The sequence below is a fragment of the Clostridium manihotivorum genome (assembly GCF_004015185.1).
GTDB classification, from domain to species: domain Bacteria; phylum Bacillota; class Clostridia; order Clostridiales; family Clostridiaceae; genus Clostridium_AR; species Clostridium_AR manihotivorum.
Genome location: NZ_CP025746.1, coordinates 4,927,994 through 4,943,675 on the forward strand (window position 1 = coordinate 4,927,994; position 15,682 = coordinate 4,943,675).

Below are 15,682 nucleotides of genomic sequence, written 5' to 3' on the forward strand. Positions count from 1 at the left end.
TAATTTATAAGCCCTTGTCATTAATATTTAACTAATAAAAAGTCTTATAATTTTCTAAACATTAAAAAGAAAAAGAACTAAACTAATAGCTCTTTTTCTTCATAATAAAATCATTCTATTATAATCCAGAAACATAATCATGTGGATTTTTAGCCTGTCCATTAACTCTTATCTCAAAATGAACATGTGGACCAGTACTCCTACCTTCACTTCCCACTAGAGCTATAACTGTACTTTGAGTAACTTTTTGACCTACCTGAACATATACTATCTTCATATGTCCATACATTGTTTGATATCCATTTCCATGGTCGATTATTACCATATGACCATATATGCTATTCAATTCAACTCTTACAACAGTTCCGCTCTTAGAAGCTTTTATGGGAGCTCCCAATGGTGCACCTATATCAACACCAGTATGGAATCCCTTCAAGCCAGTTACAGGATTAGTTCTTGGACCATAATCATCTGTAATCGGTCCAGAAGCAGGCTTATTAAAAGCTTGTCCATTTGATGCAACTCCGTCATCTGCCTTTTCATTATTAATGCTATTAAACGTAGAGTCTAGCTGCTTTTGAAGCGATTCGTTATCTTCTTCTAAATCCGCCACCTTAGCTGCAATCTTCTTTTCAGTATCACTTAAAGAACTTATGATACTATTTTGTTGATTTCTTAATGATGAAAGTTCATCATACTTCTGCTTATTATCATCTCTTTGTTGCATTAGAGACTGCTGTGCTGACTTAAGCTGTGATTGCTGAGCCACCACATCACTCTTCTGCTTATCAAGCTCTGACTTTTTGCTAGATAAATCCTTTTGCTTACTCTTTAAATCCTCTTGAACTTTTTTTACTTCTGTAATTAATTCATTATCTTTTTGCATTATTGTAGTTATTACAGTCATTTTTTGCATAAAATCAGTTAAGTTATCACTTCCTAATATTACGCCAAGAATTTGTTCTCCTATATTGGTCTTATATGCAGCTCTGAGTCTCATTCCAAGTAACTCTCTTTTTTCTGCCTCTTCTTGCTCTTTCTTCTCTATATCTTTTTCAACACTTTCAATATCTTTTGAAGTCTTATTTATGTCAGATTGGACTGAATTAATCTTTCCCTGAAGAGTATTAATCTTTCCTTGATATTCATCAACCTTACCTTGAGATTGTTGAAGCTCTAAGCTCTTTTTGTCTAATTGGTCTTGAATTGATTTCAATTTGTCATTCTCTTGATTTTTAGTATTTTGTATCTGATTTTTTTGATCTTGCAAATCATCAATCTTGTCTTTGTTTGCATCAATTTGATTTTGCAATGAGTCCGATGATGCTGCAAAGGCTTGTACCGAATTTAAGCCAGATATAAGAACGCAACAAAGTACTAAAGATAAAATTTTCTTCTTCATCTTATCTGTCATTACCCCCAGTTATTATTCTATTTTTAATTATACTACAAATTTCAGCACAATATCATTATTTTTTGATTTTTATGTCTTTGTTTAAATTAATTTTACAATTTCCATATAAGTTTTGCTTTTTATAGTGTATATTGTAAAATAATTGAACATTGTTCTATATCTATTCCTCCAAACAGACATAATACTTCAATCCTTAGACTAAAAATAAAGCTTTCTATGAATCTACGAAGCTTTATTTCGATAGATTTTAGCTACACTTTTATGATTTTATTAAACTCTATTACAACTCTTGTAAACTTGCCATCTTCACTCTCTATTTTTATACTACCTTTATGTAAATCTACTATCTTCTTAGAAATAGTTAATCCCACACCTGTACCTTCGGTAACTTCTCTACTTCTGTCTCCTCTGTAAAATCTTTCAAATATAAAAGGTACATCGCTTTTCTTAATGCCTATTCCGGTATCCTCTATAGTGGACCTAATAATCCCTCTCGTTTCGAGCAAGGTTACCTTTAGCTTCCCCTCAGTTTTATTATATTTTATTGCATTAGATATTAAATTTATATAAACCTGCTTTAGCATATCCTCATCTCCCAATACTACATCATCATCAGAAAGATTATTCTCATACTGAAGCATCAAGTTCTTAGAATCAATTTCGCCTTTGTAGTATTCTAATATATTTTTTATAAGAATATCTAAATCCACCGGTTTATTATCCACGTTATCAGTTCTTTCATCTATGTAGGTTAATGATTTCATATTATTCAATAACTTACCAAATCTTATAACTTCACTGTTGATAAGTTCTAAGGTCTCATTATTAATTGGATATATACCATCTATCATAGCCTCTATTATATTTTGCAGCACATTTAACGGTGTTCTTATTTCATGAGAAACATCAGATATCAGTCTTCTTCTAAGATCATCTTGGTAGTTAAGCTTATCAGCTAAGTCATTTATAGTTTCTTTCAACTCTCTAATTTCTGTTATCTTCGTCTCATAGGATGCTCTTGCATCTAGATCCCCATTAGCTATTTTTTTTGACACTTCTGCAATTCTTCTAACTGGGAGACTAAATTGCTTTCCTACTACTAAGCTAACAGCTAGTCCTATAACAATAGAAATAGTTATAGCTATAACTATGCTTCCATTAATTTTTTTACTAAAATCCACATCATCCTGAGTTAGCAGCAGATCCGAATATTGTCCTATATTAACATATCCGACAACACTTCCATTATAACGTATTGGTAGATTTTTGCTTACGTAATCACCTTTATGATTACTTACCACCATGTTATCAAAGCCCAAGGTCTCTGTAATTAACTTAGGATCCATTCCCCATATCATATTCTTCTTATCATCTAGAAGTGATATACAAAAATTGCTCATATGAGCCTCATGTTGTAACTCAATTCCTGATACTGTTGTCCACTTTTTATCCTTTGAATATATACTTTCAAAACTAGCTACAATTCTATCCTCTCTCTTTTTCTGACTTTCTTCCATATAGCTTTTAAAATGCGACGATATAGAAATATTTATTATCATTCCAGTTACTCCTATACAGAAAATAACAGTTAATATCATAATTAGAAATAGGTGTGTTCTTATATTTCTCATTAGCTTCACTCTCCACTAAATTTATAACCTAATTTTACTACAGTTATGATATATCGTGGATTCCTGGTATCTCTCTCTATTTTTTTCCTCAAATTCTTTATATGAACATCAATTGTTCTATCATAACCTTCAAAATCCATTCCAAAAACGCTTTCAATCAATGCTTCTCTGCTAAAAACCTTGCCTTTATTTTTTGCCATAACATAAAGTATATCAAACTCATTTGGAGTTAAGCTTACATATTTTCCATCCACCAATACTTCTCTAGTTTCAGTATTAATTATTAAACTTTTATCATTAAAAGCCAATATAGAATCAGTGTCATCTTTGTGTGAAATTCTCCTAAACAGGGAATTAACTCTAGCCACTAGCTCTCTTGGACTAAACGGTTTAACCAAGTATTCATCTGCACCTATGTTTAAGCCATGTATTTTCTCATCCAAAGCACCTTTTGCAGTCAACATAAATATATGCACATCTGATATCTTTCTAAGTCTTTGGCAGATCTCTTCTCCTTGAATATCTGGTAGCATTAAATCTAAGATCACAAGATCTACCTTTTCTTTAATAAATATCGAAAGACCATCCAGACCATATTCAGCAGTAAGCACCTTATAACCTTCCTTTTCTAGGTATGCCTTTGTTACCTCTCTTACAGTTTTCTCATCCTCTATAATAAGTACAGTATTCACACTATTCCTCCCCGTAAGTCTAGTCTATTTCGCTAAATATATCCTCACATAAGATAACTTTCATAATCATATTAGTATTTTTATGTAAAGATTTTATGTAGAATTTTTTACTTACCTAATTAAACTATTCATTTTCACATACTCTTCATAACTTACATTGAATTCTCCCCCAGAAATGATCTCTATTCCTAATGAGTTAAATTCTTTTAATATTTCATCATCTAGCTTTGCTTCATCTATGTTAGCTAAAACTGCAATTTTATCAATTTTTTTAGACGCCTTAATTCCTATAAGTTTATACATATTTATTTTGTCAAACTCTCCTGACTTAACGCAGCTAACATAAACCTTTTCACCTCTATGCTTGCATAATAATGTATTAGTATCAAACTTATTAATAAATATATAATTTTTAGTCTTCAAGTATTCAACGCACCAATCTATAAACTCTTCAGAGCTAAGCCTATCTAATTCTTCACCTAAAGTATTTATTTTAAAATCTTTTTTTATTATATTAACTATTCTTATCAGAGTTCTACCAACCTTGAATAGTTGATACATAGACAATATTACTATTATACCAGTTATAGTAAACATTCTAAACAGCTCCTTCTGAGATCATATCTTTCTCTATGTTCTTTCTTATTAGCTTAACCAGCTCCTTGCCATCTATTATCTTAATATCTATACCTGAGTTTCTTATATCTTTAATCTCCTTATAGCATTGAGGTATATATCCCCCTTTAGTTATCAATATACCTTTCTTAAGCTTTTTAGATTTCATTTTTCCTATTATTGAATAGAATATATCTAAGTCTACTAAATCATCTACAGACTTTAGTAGATATACAACCGTAGGCGAATTATCCTTATAGCATAAAACCTCTTCAAGATTTTCTGCTATTACAGGATTTTTATATCCTAAATCTTCTAATATACTGCAGATATATTCTAATACTTCTTCATTTTTCATAAGCTTAAGGTCACTGCTGCAAAATAATCTATATACCTGCCTTATATCTGCCCCCTCTTTAGAAATAATTACAGCAAAAATTCCTAATATTTTATTAACTACTATGCATAATATAAAGAAGCTAATCATAAACTTAAAATCTCTAATTATATCCATAAAATCACCTCATTTAATTTATTGACACTTTATTAATAAGCTAAAACATTTTTATAAAGTTAACATAGACTTAATTCTACAATAACATTATCTTAATATTCTCCCATTATCATAAAATATAAACAAAGAAATTCTCCTTTAACAGAGGCAATTTTTTTGCCAGCCAAAAACTCTATTTCTCAGGTTATGCTTTTTTAGCATAACCTATTTTATTGTTTAGGAAATTATATCCTAGATAAAACTATGGACAAGTATTCGTAGCTTGCTTAAGAGCATCTAAATGATAAAGCAAAAAAAGAGAAACAATATCATCCTACAGCTTTTTCCATATATTTAGAAATGCAGACACTAAAAAAGCTATCTTGATTGTATAGTTGTATCAATTTAATACCCTATCTACAATCAAAATAGCTCTTGATTTATGTACATATTTAATTTTGAACTTATTCCATTATGTCTATAATCCACTTTTTACAGCTTAAACATTTATATATTCTTATTACATATAAGTTAAGAAATTTTTCTCCATATTGCTTTCTATACTCTTCTATTTCTTCTTGAAATATAAAGTTTTCTTCTTCATCTATATAACCAACAATTTCTCCATAAAGGTTGCTTTTGGTTTTATTACAGCAATCGTTTAAATCTGTACATTCAATAATATCTAGCTTTATGAGCTTAGCTCTTTCTTGAATTATAGGGATTATATCATCATACTCAGTTATATCATCTAAAAAATCTTCCTTATAAAACATTTCATCTTGTATTACAAATAACGGTTTCATATACTGTCACACATCCTTATCATAAGTAAATACTTTCTATTCTATTTCTGCCATTTTTCTTGGCCTCATAAAGTTTATTATCACATACATTTATAAAAAAATCTAGATTAAAGTCGTCAGTAGGAACAATGGTTGCTACCCCTGCACTTATTGTAACGATTTTATCTTCTCCAAGGGCTTTATTGGGTATACTCTCTTCCTCTACCTTTTTTCTTATTTCCTCACATATTACTACAGCCTCATCAAAACTTCTATTAGGAAGTATGACAAAGAACTCTTCTCCACCATATCTACCTACAACACCTAAGTTCTTTTCCGCAACTTCATTAATAGCCGTAGCAACCCTAACTAAACAACTGTCCCCCTTGACATGTCCGTAATGATCATTATATTGCTTAAAGAAATCTATATCAGCTATCATAATAGATAAGCTACCTGATAACTTCTTTAAGCTGTTCCAATACATATAGGTCATTCTATCAAGTTTTCTTTTATTAGCTATATTGGTCAAAAAGTCTTTATCGCTCATCTCTTTTAGTTTCTTATTTGCAAAATGTAGAGAATTGTTTATCTTCATTAAACTCAAATTTTTGTTCCTTATGCTATTTTCTTGATTGTAACTCTCTATCATTCTTCCATAATTTCTTATGGCAATAAGAATTGATACTATACAGGATATAGTTGTATTAACTAACACCATATCTTGTCTTCCATAGATAACCATATCATTTAACACTGCGAGGAATGATACATACGCAAAAGCATAAGTGAGTATTATCTGTCTCGGAGAAAGATAGAATATTATTGAGGTACACAATATAACTTGGTTGTACACTATTGAATTAATCATATAGTCAGAATTTGAGCTTTTCATATACCATATTGTCCATAATATAACTATAAAGATAATCGGCATTTGTATAAACAAAAAATACTTTTCTACGAATCTTTTTTTCTTCTTTATAATATTTAGTATTATAATCGAAGTCAGCGATATAGAAAAAAGAACAAGATAATTAATTCTATAATGGATAGGACTATATTCAGGTATATCAGTTTTATATATAGCAACATATACAAACCCTACTAATGCAAGCATTAAACTTATAAGTCCCAAAATTCTTAAGGCAAAATAACTTTTCTTATAATTATATCTGTTACGTAACTTTATTAACTCTTCATCATAATTATTATCAGTTGCTGAAAACAAGCTCTCACTAATTTCTTTCAACATTAACCCTCCACAGCTTAATTATCGCCTATATTACTTAGAGCCCCTTCTATTATATCCTTAGGATAACCTAGAAACTTTAAAAGCTTTATAGCATTTCTTGTAGGCGAAATTCCTTCCTTTATCTTATAGTCAAAAGTTAAGCCTTCAGCTTCATTAACTTTCTCGCTAAAGTAATAACATCGGTAATCTTGTCCAACAAGTCTTGCAATTTCATGGTCATGAGTTGCAGCTATTACAATTGTATTAAAATTTATGATATATTTAAGAATTTCTGCTGAAGCCGCTATTCTTTCTATAGGATTAGTACCTCGGAAAATTTCATCTATCAAACAAAGAATTGGTTTTCCATCTTTAGCATTATTAATTAATCTTAACATCGCTTCAGCTTCACCTAAGTAAAAACTCTTTCCACTGGTTACATCATCAGATGGACTTATGGAAGACATAAGCTTCATATAACAGGCTTCATACTTGTCACATAAGCATGTATAAAAACTTTGAGCAAGTAAAACATTTATTCCAACCATTCTCAGAAAGGTAGACTTTCCAGACATATTAGTTCCTGTAAGAATTATTCCTTTCCTAGACAATAGAATAGAATTAGGAACTGGCTCATCTATTAATGGATGCACTCCTTTTTCAATGTTTAAATAGGCATCTCCCTCAATAAAATTAGGTTTTGAAAATTGCTCTAAGCATTCCCTATAAGCAGAAAAACCTATTAAGCTATCAAGTTCCCCTATTAACTGGTAAATGTCTAAAAGCTCCTTTGATTTTTGATTTATCTTATTTGACATCTTAAGATATACTCTTTCCTGAGCTAAAAACATTATATATAAAGAATCTAATAAGCCATCATTTCCTTCTGCTCTTCCAAAGGATACAGAATTTTTAGCTATATATTGTATTTGACCATATAAAGCCTTTAGCTTTGAGGTATAACAACTTATCTCCTCATAACCGCTACCACTTATCCTTTTAGCAGCCTTAATAACAGAACCTAAATATAAAATGCTATCAACATTCATATTATTTCTCTCTCGCGAATGGATAAAGGAATTGATAATAAATATTAGAACAAGCAATGTTAAGTATCTTGATCCCATAAACAAGGCCGTGATTACTGTTAATATTGGAAAAACTAATCCTAGTAGGTTGTACATCCATCTTTTAGAATTATCTTCAACTAACCCTTCCTTAAGCATGTGTACTGTATAATTATTTCTCTTTCTTCCTAACTTATATAGTTGGAGTTGTATTTCTTCTCTTGCCTCTTTGTTTTGTCTAAAAAAATCAATTATTTTGTCTCTATTTTTCAATTCTTCAATATCATTCGCTGGTTTTCTAAGCATATGATAGAATACGTCTTCTCCAGGAGAAGTAAGAGTTCTATCAATATTGCTATATATCTTGTCCATATCCAAGTCATTCCAGGTCTGATCATCTATATAGAATTCTTCTTCTTTTTTTATTGAATCATGAAAATATCTTATATTCTTAAATTCTCTTTTTCTTTCCGCTCCCTTTGGCCAAATATATCTTATATACTCTAGATTCCTCTTATTACCAAACACACAATCACTCCTAATCTAAATTTGATAGGCAATATGCAGAAATAGTCTTAAATAATAACATTATTCGCTATTTTAATTCATACTAATTATTTTATAACTAATAATGTAAAATATCAACAACTATACAATTCTTATAATTATAGTATCGAATTCCTATAAATTGAATTTGATACAAGAAAAATCTAGCAGGCAAGTAAGATTTGTTTTTTAATGTTTAGAATAAATAGCTTTTTTAAAGCCTTGACATTGCCGGGTTTAGCTAGAATCTTTTTATACTTTACTAAACATAAAAAAGATACTGAAAAACTTCAGTATCTTTTTTACTTATTTAATTACTTTTTCTAATGTATTAAATAGTTCTTTATTTTCTTTTATCTTGTTTTCATTTCCTACTACACAAATCAAATCTTGCTCCATTACACACTGAACTAATGGTGCAAAGCTTCTTATTACCTTTTCGTCGGCCTTAAGAACTTCATCTCTTTCTCTTTGTATATCTTCTGATGTTATATTGCTAAGGTAGTTAGCAACAGCAACCTCCGATTTTGATGCAGTAGTAAGAGGATAATCCAACTTTCTTATAGTACCTATGATATATTTTGTCATTTCTCTTTCGTTACTAGTAAAGTTGTTTAGATAATCCTTCATATCATCATAAATTTTGATGGTTTCTTTTAGATTCGGATCTCGGTAGGACACAATATATGCTCCACCATCTCTTCTGAAGTTTGCAAATACACCGTATGCTCCACCTTTAACTCTTACATTATTCCACAAATAATCAAAGCCAGATATAGTCTCTAATACATTCAAAGCTCCATTATAACTGAAACCTTTCTTAATGTAGTTTCCACCCTTAGCAACATATTGCACATTTCCTTGAGTTAAGAGACCTTCATTAGTTACGATTTCTCCAAAGCTAAATACTCTAGCATCTATATCGCTTTCTTCTAAATAGCTTACAAGTTTTGGTGCAACTTCTTCTAGAGTCTTATAGTCCTCTTCTTCAGAAGAATAACTTATAATTAGATTATTTTTGTTAAACAAAGCCTTAGATACTTCTTTTAACTTGGAAATAATATCTTGCTTTTCTGTGCTAAAGCTGTCTTCAAGCTTACATAAAAATTCATAATAACTAAGTCCTAAGGTTATCTCATCATACTTACCTTTTTCAGTGCAATAAGATAAAATCTTTCTTAGAGCCAATCTATGACCATTATCTATAAGTCTTCCTTCAATTCTCGATCTAATCTCTTTTATTAACTGAAGAAGTCTGTCTTCCTTATCATAAACAGTATTCTTAATTATTTCACCTAATAACTCTACACCATTATCAAGCTTATTAAGAAGTGTTTTAAGATTTATCAGTAAATAAGGATTGAAGTTATCTGGATCTCCATTTATTGAATAACTTACTGGGCTGTATGCAATTCCACCAGTGTTTATATTTATCTTATTTGATAGAGTTCCATAATCATAATTTTTAGTATCTAGCTTACCTAAAATATCTGCTAAAAATCTTACATAAACTACATCGTCAGAATTAAGTGCGTCACAATTAAAATACAGATTTAAATAAGCAATCTTATTAGTAAATAACTTATGATATAACACCTTAACTCCATTGATATTTCTTTCTTCTATTGGAAGTATTTCAGCTTTCCTATCTATGTCATCTATAGACAGCATAGGAATAGAAGCTAAGTCTTCCTCAGTGTCTGGAGCGTTTTGTCTTTCTTTCAAGTTCTTACACTTATTTATTAATTCATTAACTTGTTCTTCACTGAAGGATTTCTTAATGTCAGTCAGTTTATCTTTTAAAGCTTTTTGCTTTTCTTCGTTAAGATTTTTCTTAGGTTTTAGCATGATGAATGAGCTATGCTTATTTTCTAAAATATATTTTCTTATAAGATTCTCAAAATAGTCTTCCTTTAAAGCAGCCTTAATATTTTCAAAATAGTTATCGTACTGTAGGTGTACAAAAGGATCTCCTCCATATAACCAGCTATCCATTATTCTAGTATAGTGGATAAGTCCTTTTGGATATCCATCATACTCGCCTTCTCTTAATTCGAACTCTATTCTGTTTATAGATGCCTCTACAGTCTCTTTATCAATGCCTTTGCTTGCAAGTTCCTCTAGAGTTGAGAACACTATAGCTTTAAACTTTTCTTTATCCCCTTCATTGCAGTTCTTAGCTATTATAGAGAATACAGGTTGCTTTATAGAACCACTGTACTCCCCTGAAATAGCCTTACCTATTCCATTGTCCAGTAAAGCCTTCTTTAAAGGAGCTGCAGGTGTTTTCAAAAGCATATGAGCCAATATCTCAAAAGCTAAAGCTAATTCACCTTCATCTGCATTGCCTATAACAAAATTTAGATTTAAGTATGTTTTGTCTTCTAAACTATCTTCTTCTGATACTCCATACTCAAATTCATTTTCGCTCATCTCTTGAAAAGCCTTTTGAGTTGGAATATCTGAATCAACCTCTACTCTATCAAAATTACTTAGATAGTTTTGATCTAAGAAGCCTAATTCTTTATCCAAGTCTCCATCACCATAAACTAATATATAGCTGTTTGATGGATGATAGTATTTCTTGTGAAAGTTTAAGAATTGCTCATAGCTTAGATCTGGAATAAATTCTGGATCTCCCCCAGATGATTCTTTATATGGCGTATCAGGCAAAACAGTTTTATTTACCATTCTATAAAGCAAGGATTCCGGTGAAGAGTAGGCTCCCTTCATTTCATTATAAACAACTCCATTATAAGCTAAGTCATCTTTAGGGTCTTCTATATTATAGTGCCAGCCTTCTTGCATAAATATTTCTGGATACTTATATATATTAGGATATAAAACTGCATCCATATATACATCCATAAGATTAAAATAATCTTTTTCATTTCTTGATGCTACTGGATAAATTGTCTTATCTGGATAAGTCATTGCATTTAAAAAGGTATTTAGTGATCCTTTTAAAAGCTCCACAAAAGGTTCTTTTGTATTAAACTTCCTTGATCCACATAAAACTGAATGTTCTAATATATGTGTAAGTCCTGTGCTATCTTCAGGTGGAGTTCTAAATCCAATGGAAAATACTTTGTTATCATCATCATTTTCTATCTTAATAAGCTTTGCTCCACTTTTTTCATGTTCAAAAACATAGGCCTTTGAGCTTATCTCCTTTAACTCCTTTGTATCTTTAAGCTTAAAACCATGTAGCACTTCATTTATTCTTAATGTCATCTAAAGCTCTCCTTTCAAATTTCTACTTTACTCCATAGTAATTAATTCCATTAATAAATACAAGTTTTAATTTAATAATTTTTATTTCTTCAGTATTTTAATAATGTTTTTAAAAGACCGCTTATAAGGTCATAGTATATGTTTTACTACTTTTATTCTTTTCATGATTAGATTTTATACTTTTTCACTCTATTCATAAAAATATAGTAAAAATTTTCATAACGTAACCTTATTTCAATTTTTATACTCACTCTTCCTAATAACTACATCCAAGATATAATTTCCTAAAAGGTAAAAAATAGTAATCATAAAACTATTCTCTTCATAGTTTTATAACTACTATTTTAAAAATCCGATGTATTTACTTAACTTACTCTTTAAGACTCTTAAGCATATTAGCCGTAAGCTCTGCAGCTATTGCTTGCTGCTGATCACTACTAATAGTTGCTTTTCCATCACCTTTTTGATGTCCATAGCTTCCAAAACCACCGTGGTTTCCGCCATCAATCTGTTTAAAAACCGCTGTGTCTGGTAGTTCATCTTTTGCAGCTTTTACTTTATCTAATTTTGCTACCTTATCATTCTCCCCCCAAAGGCTTATTACCTTTAAGTTACTCCCCTTCAGGCTTTTATCTTTTAATGGGTAAGAACCATAAAAAGCAACTCCCTTTATCTTATCTTGGTTGCTATAAGCATAGCTTTCTGCCATTACTCCACCTAGTGAATGCCCCCCAATAGCCCAGGACTTAACATCTTTATTATCTGCTATAATCTTATCTGCTGCCTTGCTATCAAATACCGCCAGTTTAAATGGCATTTTAGCAATATACACATTAAAGCCCTTGTCCGCAATCTTTTCCATAAACTTTATATAAGCATTCTCATCAACTTTTCCACCTGGATAAAATATGAACCCCACATCGCTCTTTTCACTCTTTGGTACTATCTCTATATACCCGGCTTTATCATTTACTGTAACACCAGAATCTTCACTGGCCATAGTTTCTATGCTCTCTTCTGCTTTATAATAAGTATTTAAATAAATTATGCCTGTTGTAAGTATTAGAACTAACATTATTGACAAGAATAATAATAGTTTTTTCTTCTTTTTCATAAACTCACTCCTATAAAATTATATATATTCTTATTATATTAGAAATTCTTAATTTGAAAAGCATTTTCATTTAGATTTTCTTATGGTATTTATAGGAGCATTTATATCATTAACATTGTTGAAATTAAGTGGTTATACAGGAGATTTATTGGATGATTAACCACTTAATTTGAGCACAGTACTTTAATGGAGACAAAAGTATTAATTTTAGGAGGTTTTTCTATGTATACGATAATGGCAATAAAGCTATCACCAAGAAATAAGATAGCCCCAACAGTTCAAGAAATATTGACTAGATACGGCTGTATAATAAAAGTAAGGTTAGGGCTTCACGAAGCCTCAGTAGATGCTTGCTCAGCTTCTGGTTTAATACTACTTGAACTATTAGGAGATGAAAAAAATCAGATTATAAAACTAACTGAGGAATTAAATTCTTTAGAGTATGTTACAGCTAAACTTTTAGAGATATAGGAACAAAAAATTCACTGAAGTAACTTCAGTGAATTTTTTGTTTATGTATCAAATTTATTAACTTAAAAACGTACATATACTAATTGTTTTTAGCCTGGTAGTAAGACAAATCTTATTATGAATAAAACCGCAAATACATATAAAATAGGATGTACTTCCTTATACTTTCCGTTTAGAACCTTCATAAGTGGATAAAATATCAAGCCAGTTGCTATACCATTTGCTATACTGTAGGAAAAAGGCATCATAGCTATAGTGAAAAATGCAGGAACAGCTTCTGTAAAGTCACTAAAATCTATATCCTTAACTGAGCTTAACATAAGAACCCCTACTATTATAAGCGCTGGTGCTGTAGCACTAGATGGTATCAAACCAACTACTCCACTAAAGAACATAGCAATAATAAACAGTATTCCTGGAACAACATTTGCTAATCCTGTTCTAGCTCCCTCTGATATACCAGATGCTGACTCAACCACTGTAGCAATTGTTGTAGTCCCTAGTAGACCACCTATAGTAGTGGCTAGAGCATCACTCTCAAGAGCCTTTCTAAGGTTTTTAACATTACCTTCTTCATCGATCATACCAGCTCTACCTGCAGTTCCAACCAATGTACCTATGGAATCAAATAAATCCACAAGACTTAAGGTTATTACCACCATAGTTATACTTAAAAATGCTCCTACTATTCCTGAGCCATTATGAGATAAAAGTCCTTTAAAATCTAATGCAAAAAATGTAGCCCCTATAGTTGGCATTGAAAAAATCTTTGTTGCAGGATCTATAGTTGTAACTCCCATAGGTATACCTATTAGAGTAGTAGCAACTATTCCTATCAATATTGAACCCTTTATATTTCTAGCCATTAATACAGCTATAATTATTATTCCAATAACAGTTAATATAGTAGCTTTATTTGTAAAACTTCCAAAAGCCATTAAAGTCGAAGGATTAGCAACTACTATTCCACCACTTTTAAGACCAATTAAGGCTATAAACAAACCTATACCTGCTGTAATAGCAAGCTTCAAATTGTTTGGCAGTGCCATTACTATCTTCTCTCTAATTGAGGTTAATGTAATTAAAATAAATACTAGACCAGATATAAATACAGCAGCAAGCCCTTGTTGCCAAGTATATCCTAAGTTTAGACAGACATTAAACGAGAAGAATGAAACTAACCCTAAGCCTGGTGCCAATATGAATGGAAGATTAGCACGAAAAGCCATAATAAGTGTTCCTATTGCTGCCGCTAAACATGTTGATGCAAAAGCAGATGCTACAATAGGATCATTAGAAATAAGAAGCTTAGCAGCTTCATCACCTTTTAGGCCAGCCATGTTCATTCCACTTAACTTTAGTATATTAGGAATTACTAAAAGCGCATAAGCAACAGTGATAAAGGATGTTAACCCTCCAAGAAGCTCTGTTTTTACATCTGTTTTATTTTCTTTTAGTTTAAACAGCTTCTCCAGTAAATTGTTCATATTAAGTTTTCTCCCTTCAAAATAAAAGTAATACTTTTTATTCTTACACTTGAATCAGCATTTAAGTCTTCTATTTATATACTTATTAGCAACTAAAATTCAATGAATAAAGAATAAAAAATGCCGTTATTTGAGGCAAATCAAATAACGGCATTAACCATTTTGATTTACCCATAGTGAGAAATTTTACGGCTTTCTCGTAGAGACTTCTGAACCTTATCATCAGAAATATATGGATAAAATTTTTTCTATATATTTTTGTACATGCTTTATAATAGCACTCTCGCTACATTTTATCAACAAAAACTTTATAATTTCGACATAATATATCAGTTGAATTTAAACAAGAAAACGGTTATATTAAATAGAGGCAATAACTACTAGGAGTGTGTATTATGAACAAAAATTCTAAGCTACAGGCTTTGCTACAATTTATTACTTATTCTATGGTTGGAGCTAGTAATGTTATAATAGATATAATAGTCTTAAACATACTATGGACCATTACAGGTCGCTACTTCGGACCAATAAACTTTCTATTTAAGTTAATATCCTTCTGTATATACTCTACAAGTGGTTATTTACTAAATAAGCATTTCACTTTTAAAGGAGATGCAAACTCTTCCTCCTACTTTGGATATGTTAGCCTTTTAGGTATTTTGTCCTTTCTAGATGCAGTAATCATATCCTATATGACCATGCACAATGTGTTCCACTTACATAGGCATATGTGGGCCAATATATGTGCCATGCTAGCTGCTATGGCCACAGGTCTAATAGGATTTCTTGTGAATAAATTCATAATATTTAACAAAGAATAAAGGTGGACAATACTATGTTGCTCACCTTTATTTTTTCAATATAGAATAATAGTTTATATTCTTAACTCTATTGTCAGA

Annotated in this window: 13 protein-coding genes and 1 riboswitch; of the genes, 2 read left to right on the forward strand and 11 right to left on the reverse strand. The window is 30.6% G+C overall.

The window, feature by feature from the left end; genetic code table 11:
- Window positions 1-118 precede the first annotated feature (118 nt).
- The 10 genes from C1I91_RS22175 to C1I91_RS22220 all read right to left on the reverse strand — a co-directional run bounded on the left by C1I91_RS22175 (window position 119) and on the right by C1I91_RS22220 (window position 12,825).
- Window positions 119-1,402, reverse strand: coding sequence for a murein hydrolase activator EnvC family protein (locus C1I91_RS22175; RefSeq protein WP_164880619.1), 1,284 nt, complete (start codon window positions 1,400-1,402; stop codon window positions 119-121).
- A gap of 263 nt (window positions 1,403-1,665) precedes the next feature.
- Entirely contained in the window at window positions 1,666-3,045 is a 1,380-nt protein-coding gene (locus C1I91_RS22180; protein WP_128214844.1) for a sensor histidine kinase, read from the reverse strand.
- A gap of 5 nt (window positions 3,046-3,050) precedes the next feature.
- Window positions 3,051-3,737, reverse strand: a complete 687-nt coding sequence (locus tag C1I91_RS22185) for a response regulator transcription factor (RefSeq protein ID WP_128214845.1) — start codon at window positions 3,735-3,737, stop codon at window positions 3,051-3,053.
- Window positions 3,738-3,848: 111 nt separating this feature from the next.
- The gene (locus C1I91_RS22190; RefSeq protein WP_128214846.1) at window positions 3,849-4,334 is read right to left on the reverse strand and encodes a hypothetical protein; all 486 of its coding nucleotides are present in this window, start codon (window positions 4,332-4,334) and stop codon (window positions 3,849-3,851) included.
- Window position 4,335: 1 nt separating this feature from the next.
- Window positions 4,336-4,866, reverse strand: coding sequence for a restriction endonuclease (locus tag C1I91_RS22195; RefSeq protein ID WP_128214847.1), 531 nt, complete (start codon window positions 4,864-4,866; stop codon window positions 4,336-4,338).
- Between the two features lie 443 nt (window positions 4,867-5,309).
- Entirely contained in the window at window positions 5,310-5,651 is a 342-nt protein-coding gene (locus tag C1I91_RS22200; protein ID WP_128214848.1) for a hypothetical protein, read from the reverse strand.
- Window positions 5,652-5,670: 19 nt separating this feature from the next.
- On the reverse strand, window positions 5,671-6,885 hold the full coding sequence (locus tag C1I91_RS22205) for a GGDEF domain-containing protein (protein ID WP_128214849.1): 1,215 nt from the start codon (window positions 6,883-6,885) through the stop codon (window positions 5,671-5,673).
- Window positions 6,886-6,899: 14 nt separating this feature from the next.
- A complete protein-coding gene (locus C1I91_RS22210; RefSeq protein WP_128214850.1) occupies window positions 6,900-8,459 on the reverse strand; it encodes a MutS-related protein in 1,560 nt (519 codons plus the stop codon).
- A 324-nt stretch (window positions 8,460-8,783) separates the two neighbouring features.
- The gene (locus C1I91_RS22215; protein WP_128214851.1) at window positions 8,784-11,711 is read right to left on the reverse strand and encodes an insulinase family protein; all 2,928 of its coding nucleotides are present in this window, start codon (window positions 11,709-11,711) and stop codon (window positions 8,784-8,786) included.
- Window positions 11,712-12,081: 370 nt separating this feature from the next.
- Window positions 12,082-12,825 carry an alpha/beta family hydrolase gene (locus C1I91_RS22220; protein WP_128214852.1) on the reverse strand — a complete coding sequence of 248 codons (744 nt, stop codon included), beginning with the start codon at window positions 12,823-12,825 and terminating at the stop codon, window positions 12,082-12,084.
- Window positions 12,826-13,047: 222 nt separating this feature from the next.
- Between C1I91_RS22220 and C1I91_RS22225 the strand changes: the two genes are divergently transcribed.
- On the forward strand, window positions 13,048-13,296 hold the full coding sequence (locus tag C1I91_RS22225) for a CPF_0552 family protein (protein ID WP_128214853.1): 249 nt from the start codon (window positions 13,048-13,050) through the stop codon (window positions 13,294-13,296).
- 89 nt (window positions 13,297-13,385) lie between these two features.
- Here C1I91_RS22225 and C1I91_RS22230 read toward each other — a convergent pair whose 3' ends face one another.
- Complete coding sequence (locus C1I91_RS22230; protein WP_128214854.1) at window positions 13,386-14,783, reverse strand: NCS2 family permease; 1,398 nt, start codon at window positions 14,781-14,783, stop codon at window positions 13,386-13,388.
- 154 nt (window positions 14,784-14,937) lie between these two features.
- Window positions 14,938-15,039: riboswitch (purine riboswitch) on the reverse strand.
- Window positions 15,040-15,178: 139 nt separating this feature from the next.
- Here C1I91_RS22230 and C1I91_RS22235 point away from each other — a divergent pair.
- Window positions 15,179-15,604 (forward strand): GtrA family protein, encoded by a 426-nt coding sequence (locus C1I91_RS22235; protein WP_128214855.1) that lies wholly within the window; start codon window positions 15,179-15,181, stop codon window positions 15,602-15,604.
- Window positions 15,605-15,682: the final 78 nt, after the last annotated feature.

What these genes read in the sequence shown, in the direction of transcription:
- C1I91_RS22235 (WP_128214855.1), top strand. Translation starts at nt 15,179, where the DNA reads ATGAACAAAAATTCTAAGCTACAGGCTTTGCTACAATTTATTACTTAT.
- C1I91_RS22195 (WP_128214847.1), bottom strand. Translation starts at nt 4,866, where the DNA reads ATGGATATAATTAGAGATTTTAAGTTTATGATTAGCTTCTTTATATTA.
- C1I91_RS22220 (WP_128214852.1), bottom strand. Translation starts at nt 12,825, where the DNA reads ATGAAAAAGAAGAAAAAACTATTATTATTCTTGTCAATAATGTTAGTT.
- C1I91_RS22215 (WP_128214851.1), bottom strand. Translation starts at nt 11,711, where the DNA reads ATGACATTAAGAATAAATGAAGTGCTACATGGTTTTAAGCTTAAAGAT.
- C1I91_RS22205 (WP_128214849.1), bottom strand. Translation starts at nt 6,885, where the DNA reads ATGTTGAAAGAAATTAGTGAGAGCTTGTTTTCAGCAACTGATAATAAT.
- C1I91_RS22200 (WP_128214848.1), bottom strand. Translation starts at nt 5,651, where the DNA reads ATGAAACCGTTATTTGTAATACAAGATGAAATGTTTTATAAGGAAGAT.
- C1I91_RS22190 (WP_128214846.1), bottom strand. Translation starts at nt 4,334, where the DNA reads ATGTTTACTATAACTGGTATAATAGTAATATTGTCTATGTATCAACTA.
- C1I91_RS22175 (WP_164880619.1), bottom strand. Translation starts at nt 1,402, where the DNA reads ATGAAGAAGAAAATTTTATCTTTAGTACTTTGTTGCGTTCTTATATCT.
- C1I91_RS22225 (WP_128214853.1), top strand. Translation starts at nt 13,048, where the DNA reads ATGTATACGATAATGGCAATAAAGCTATCACCAAGAAATAAGATAGCC.
- C1I91_RS22180 (WP_128214844.1), bottom strand. Translation starts at nt 3,045, where the DNA reads ATGAGAAATATAAGAACACACCTATTTCTAATTATGATATTAACTGTT.
- C1I91_RS22230 (WP_128214854.1), bottom strand. Translation starts at nt 14,783, where the DNA reads ATGAACAATTTACTGGAGAAGCTGTTTAAACTAAAAGAAAATAAAACA.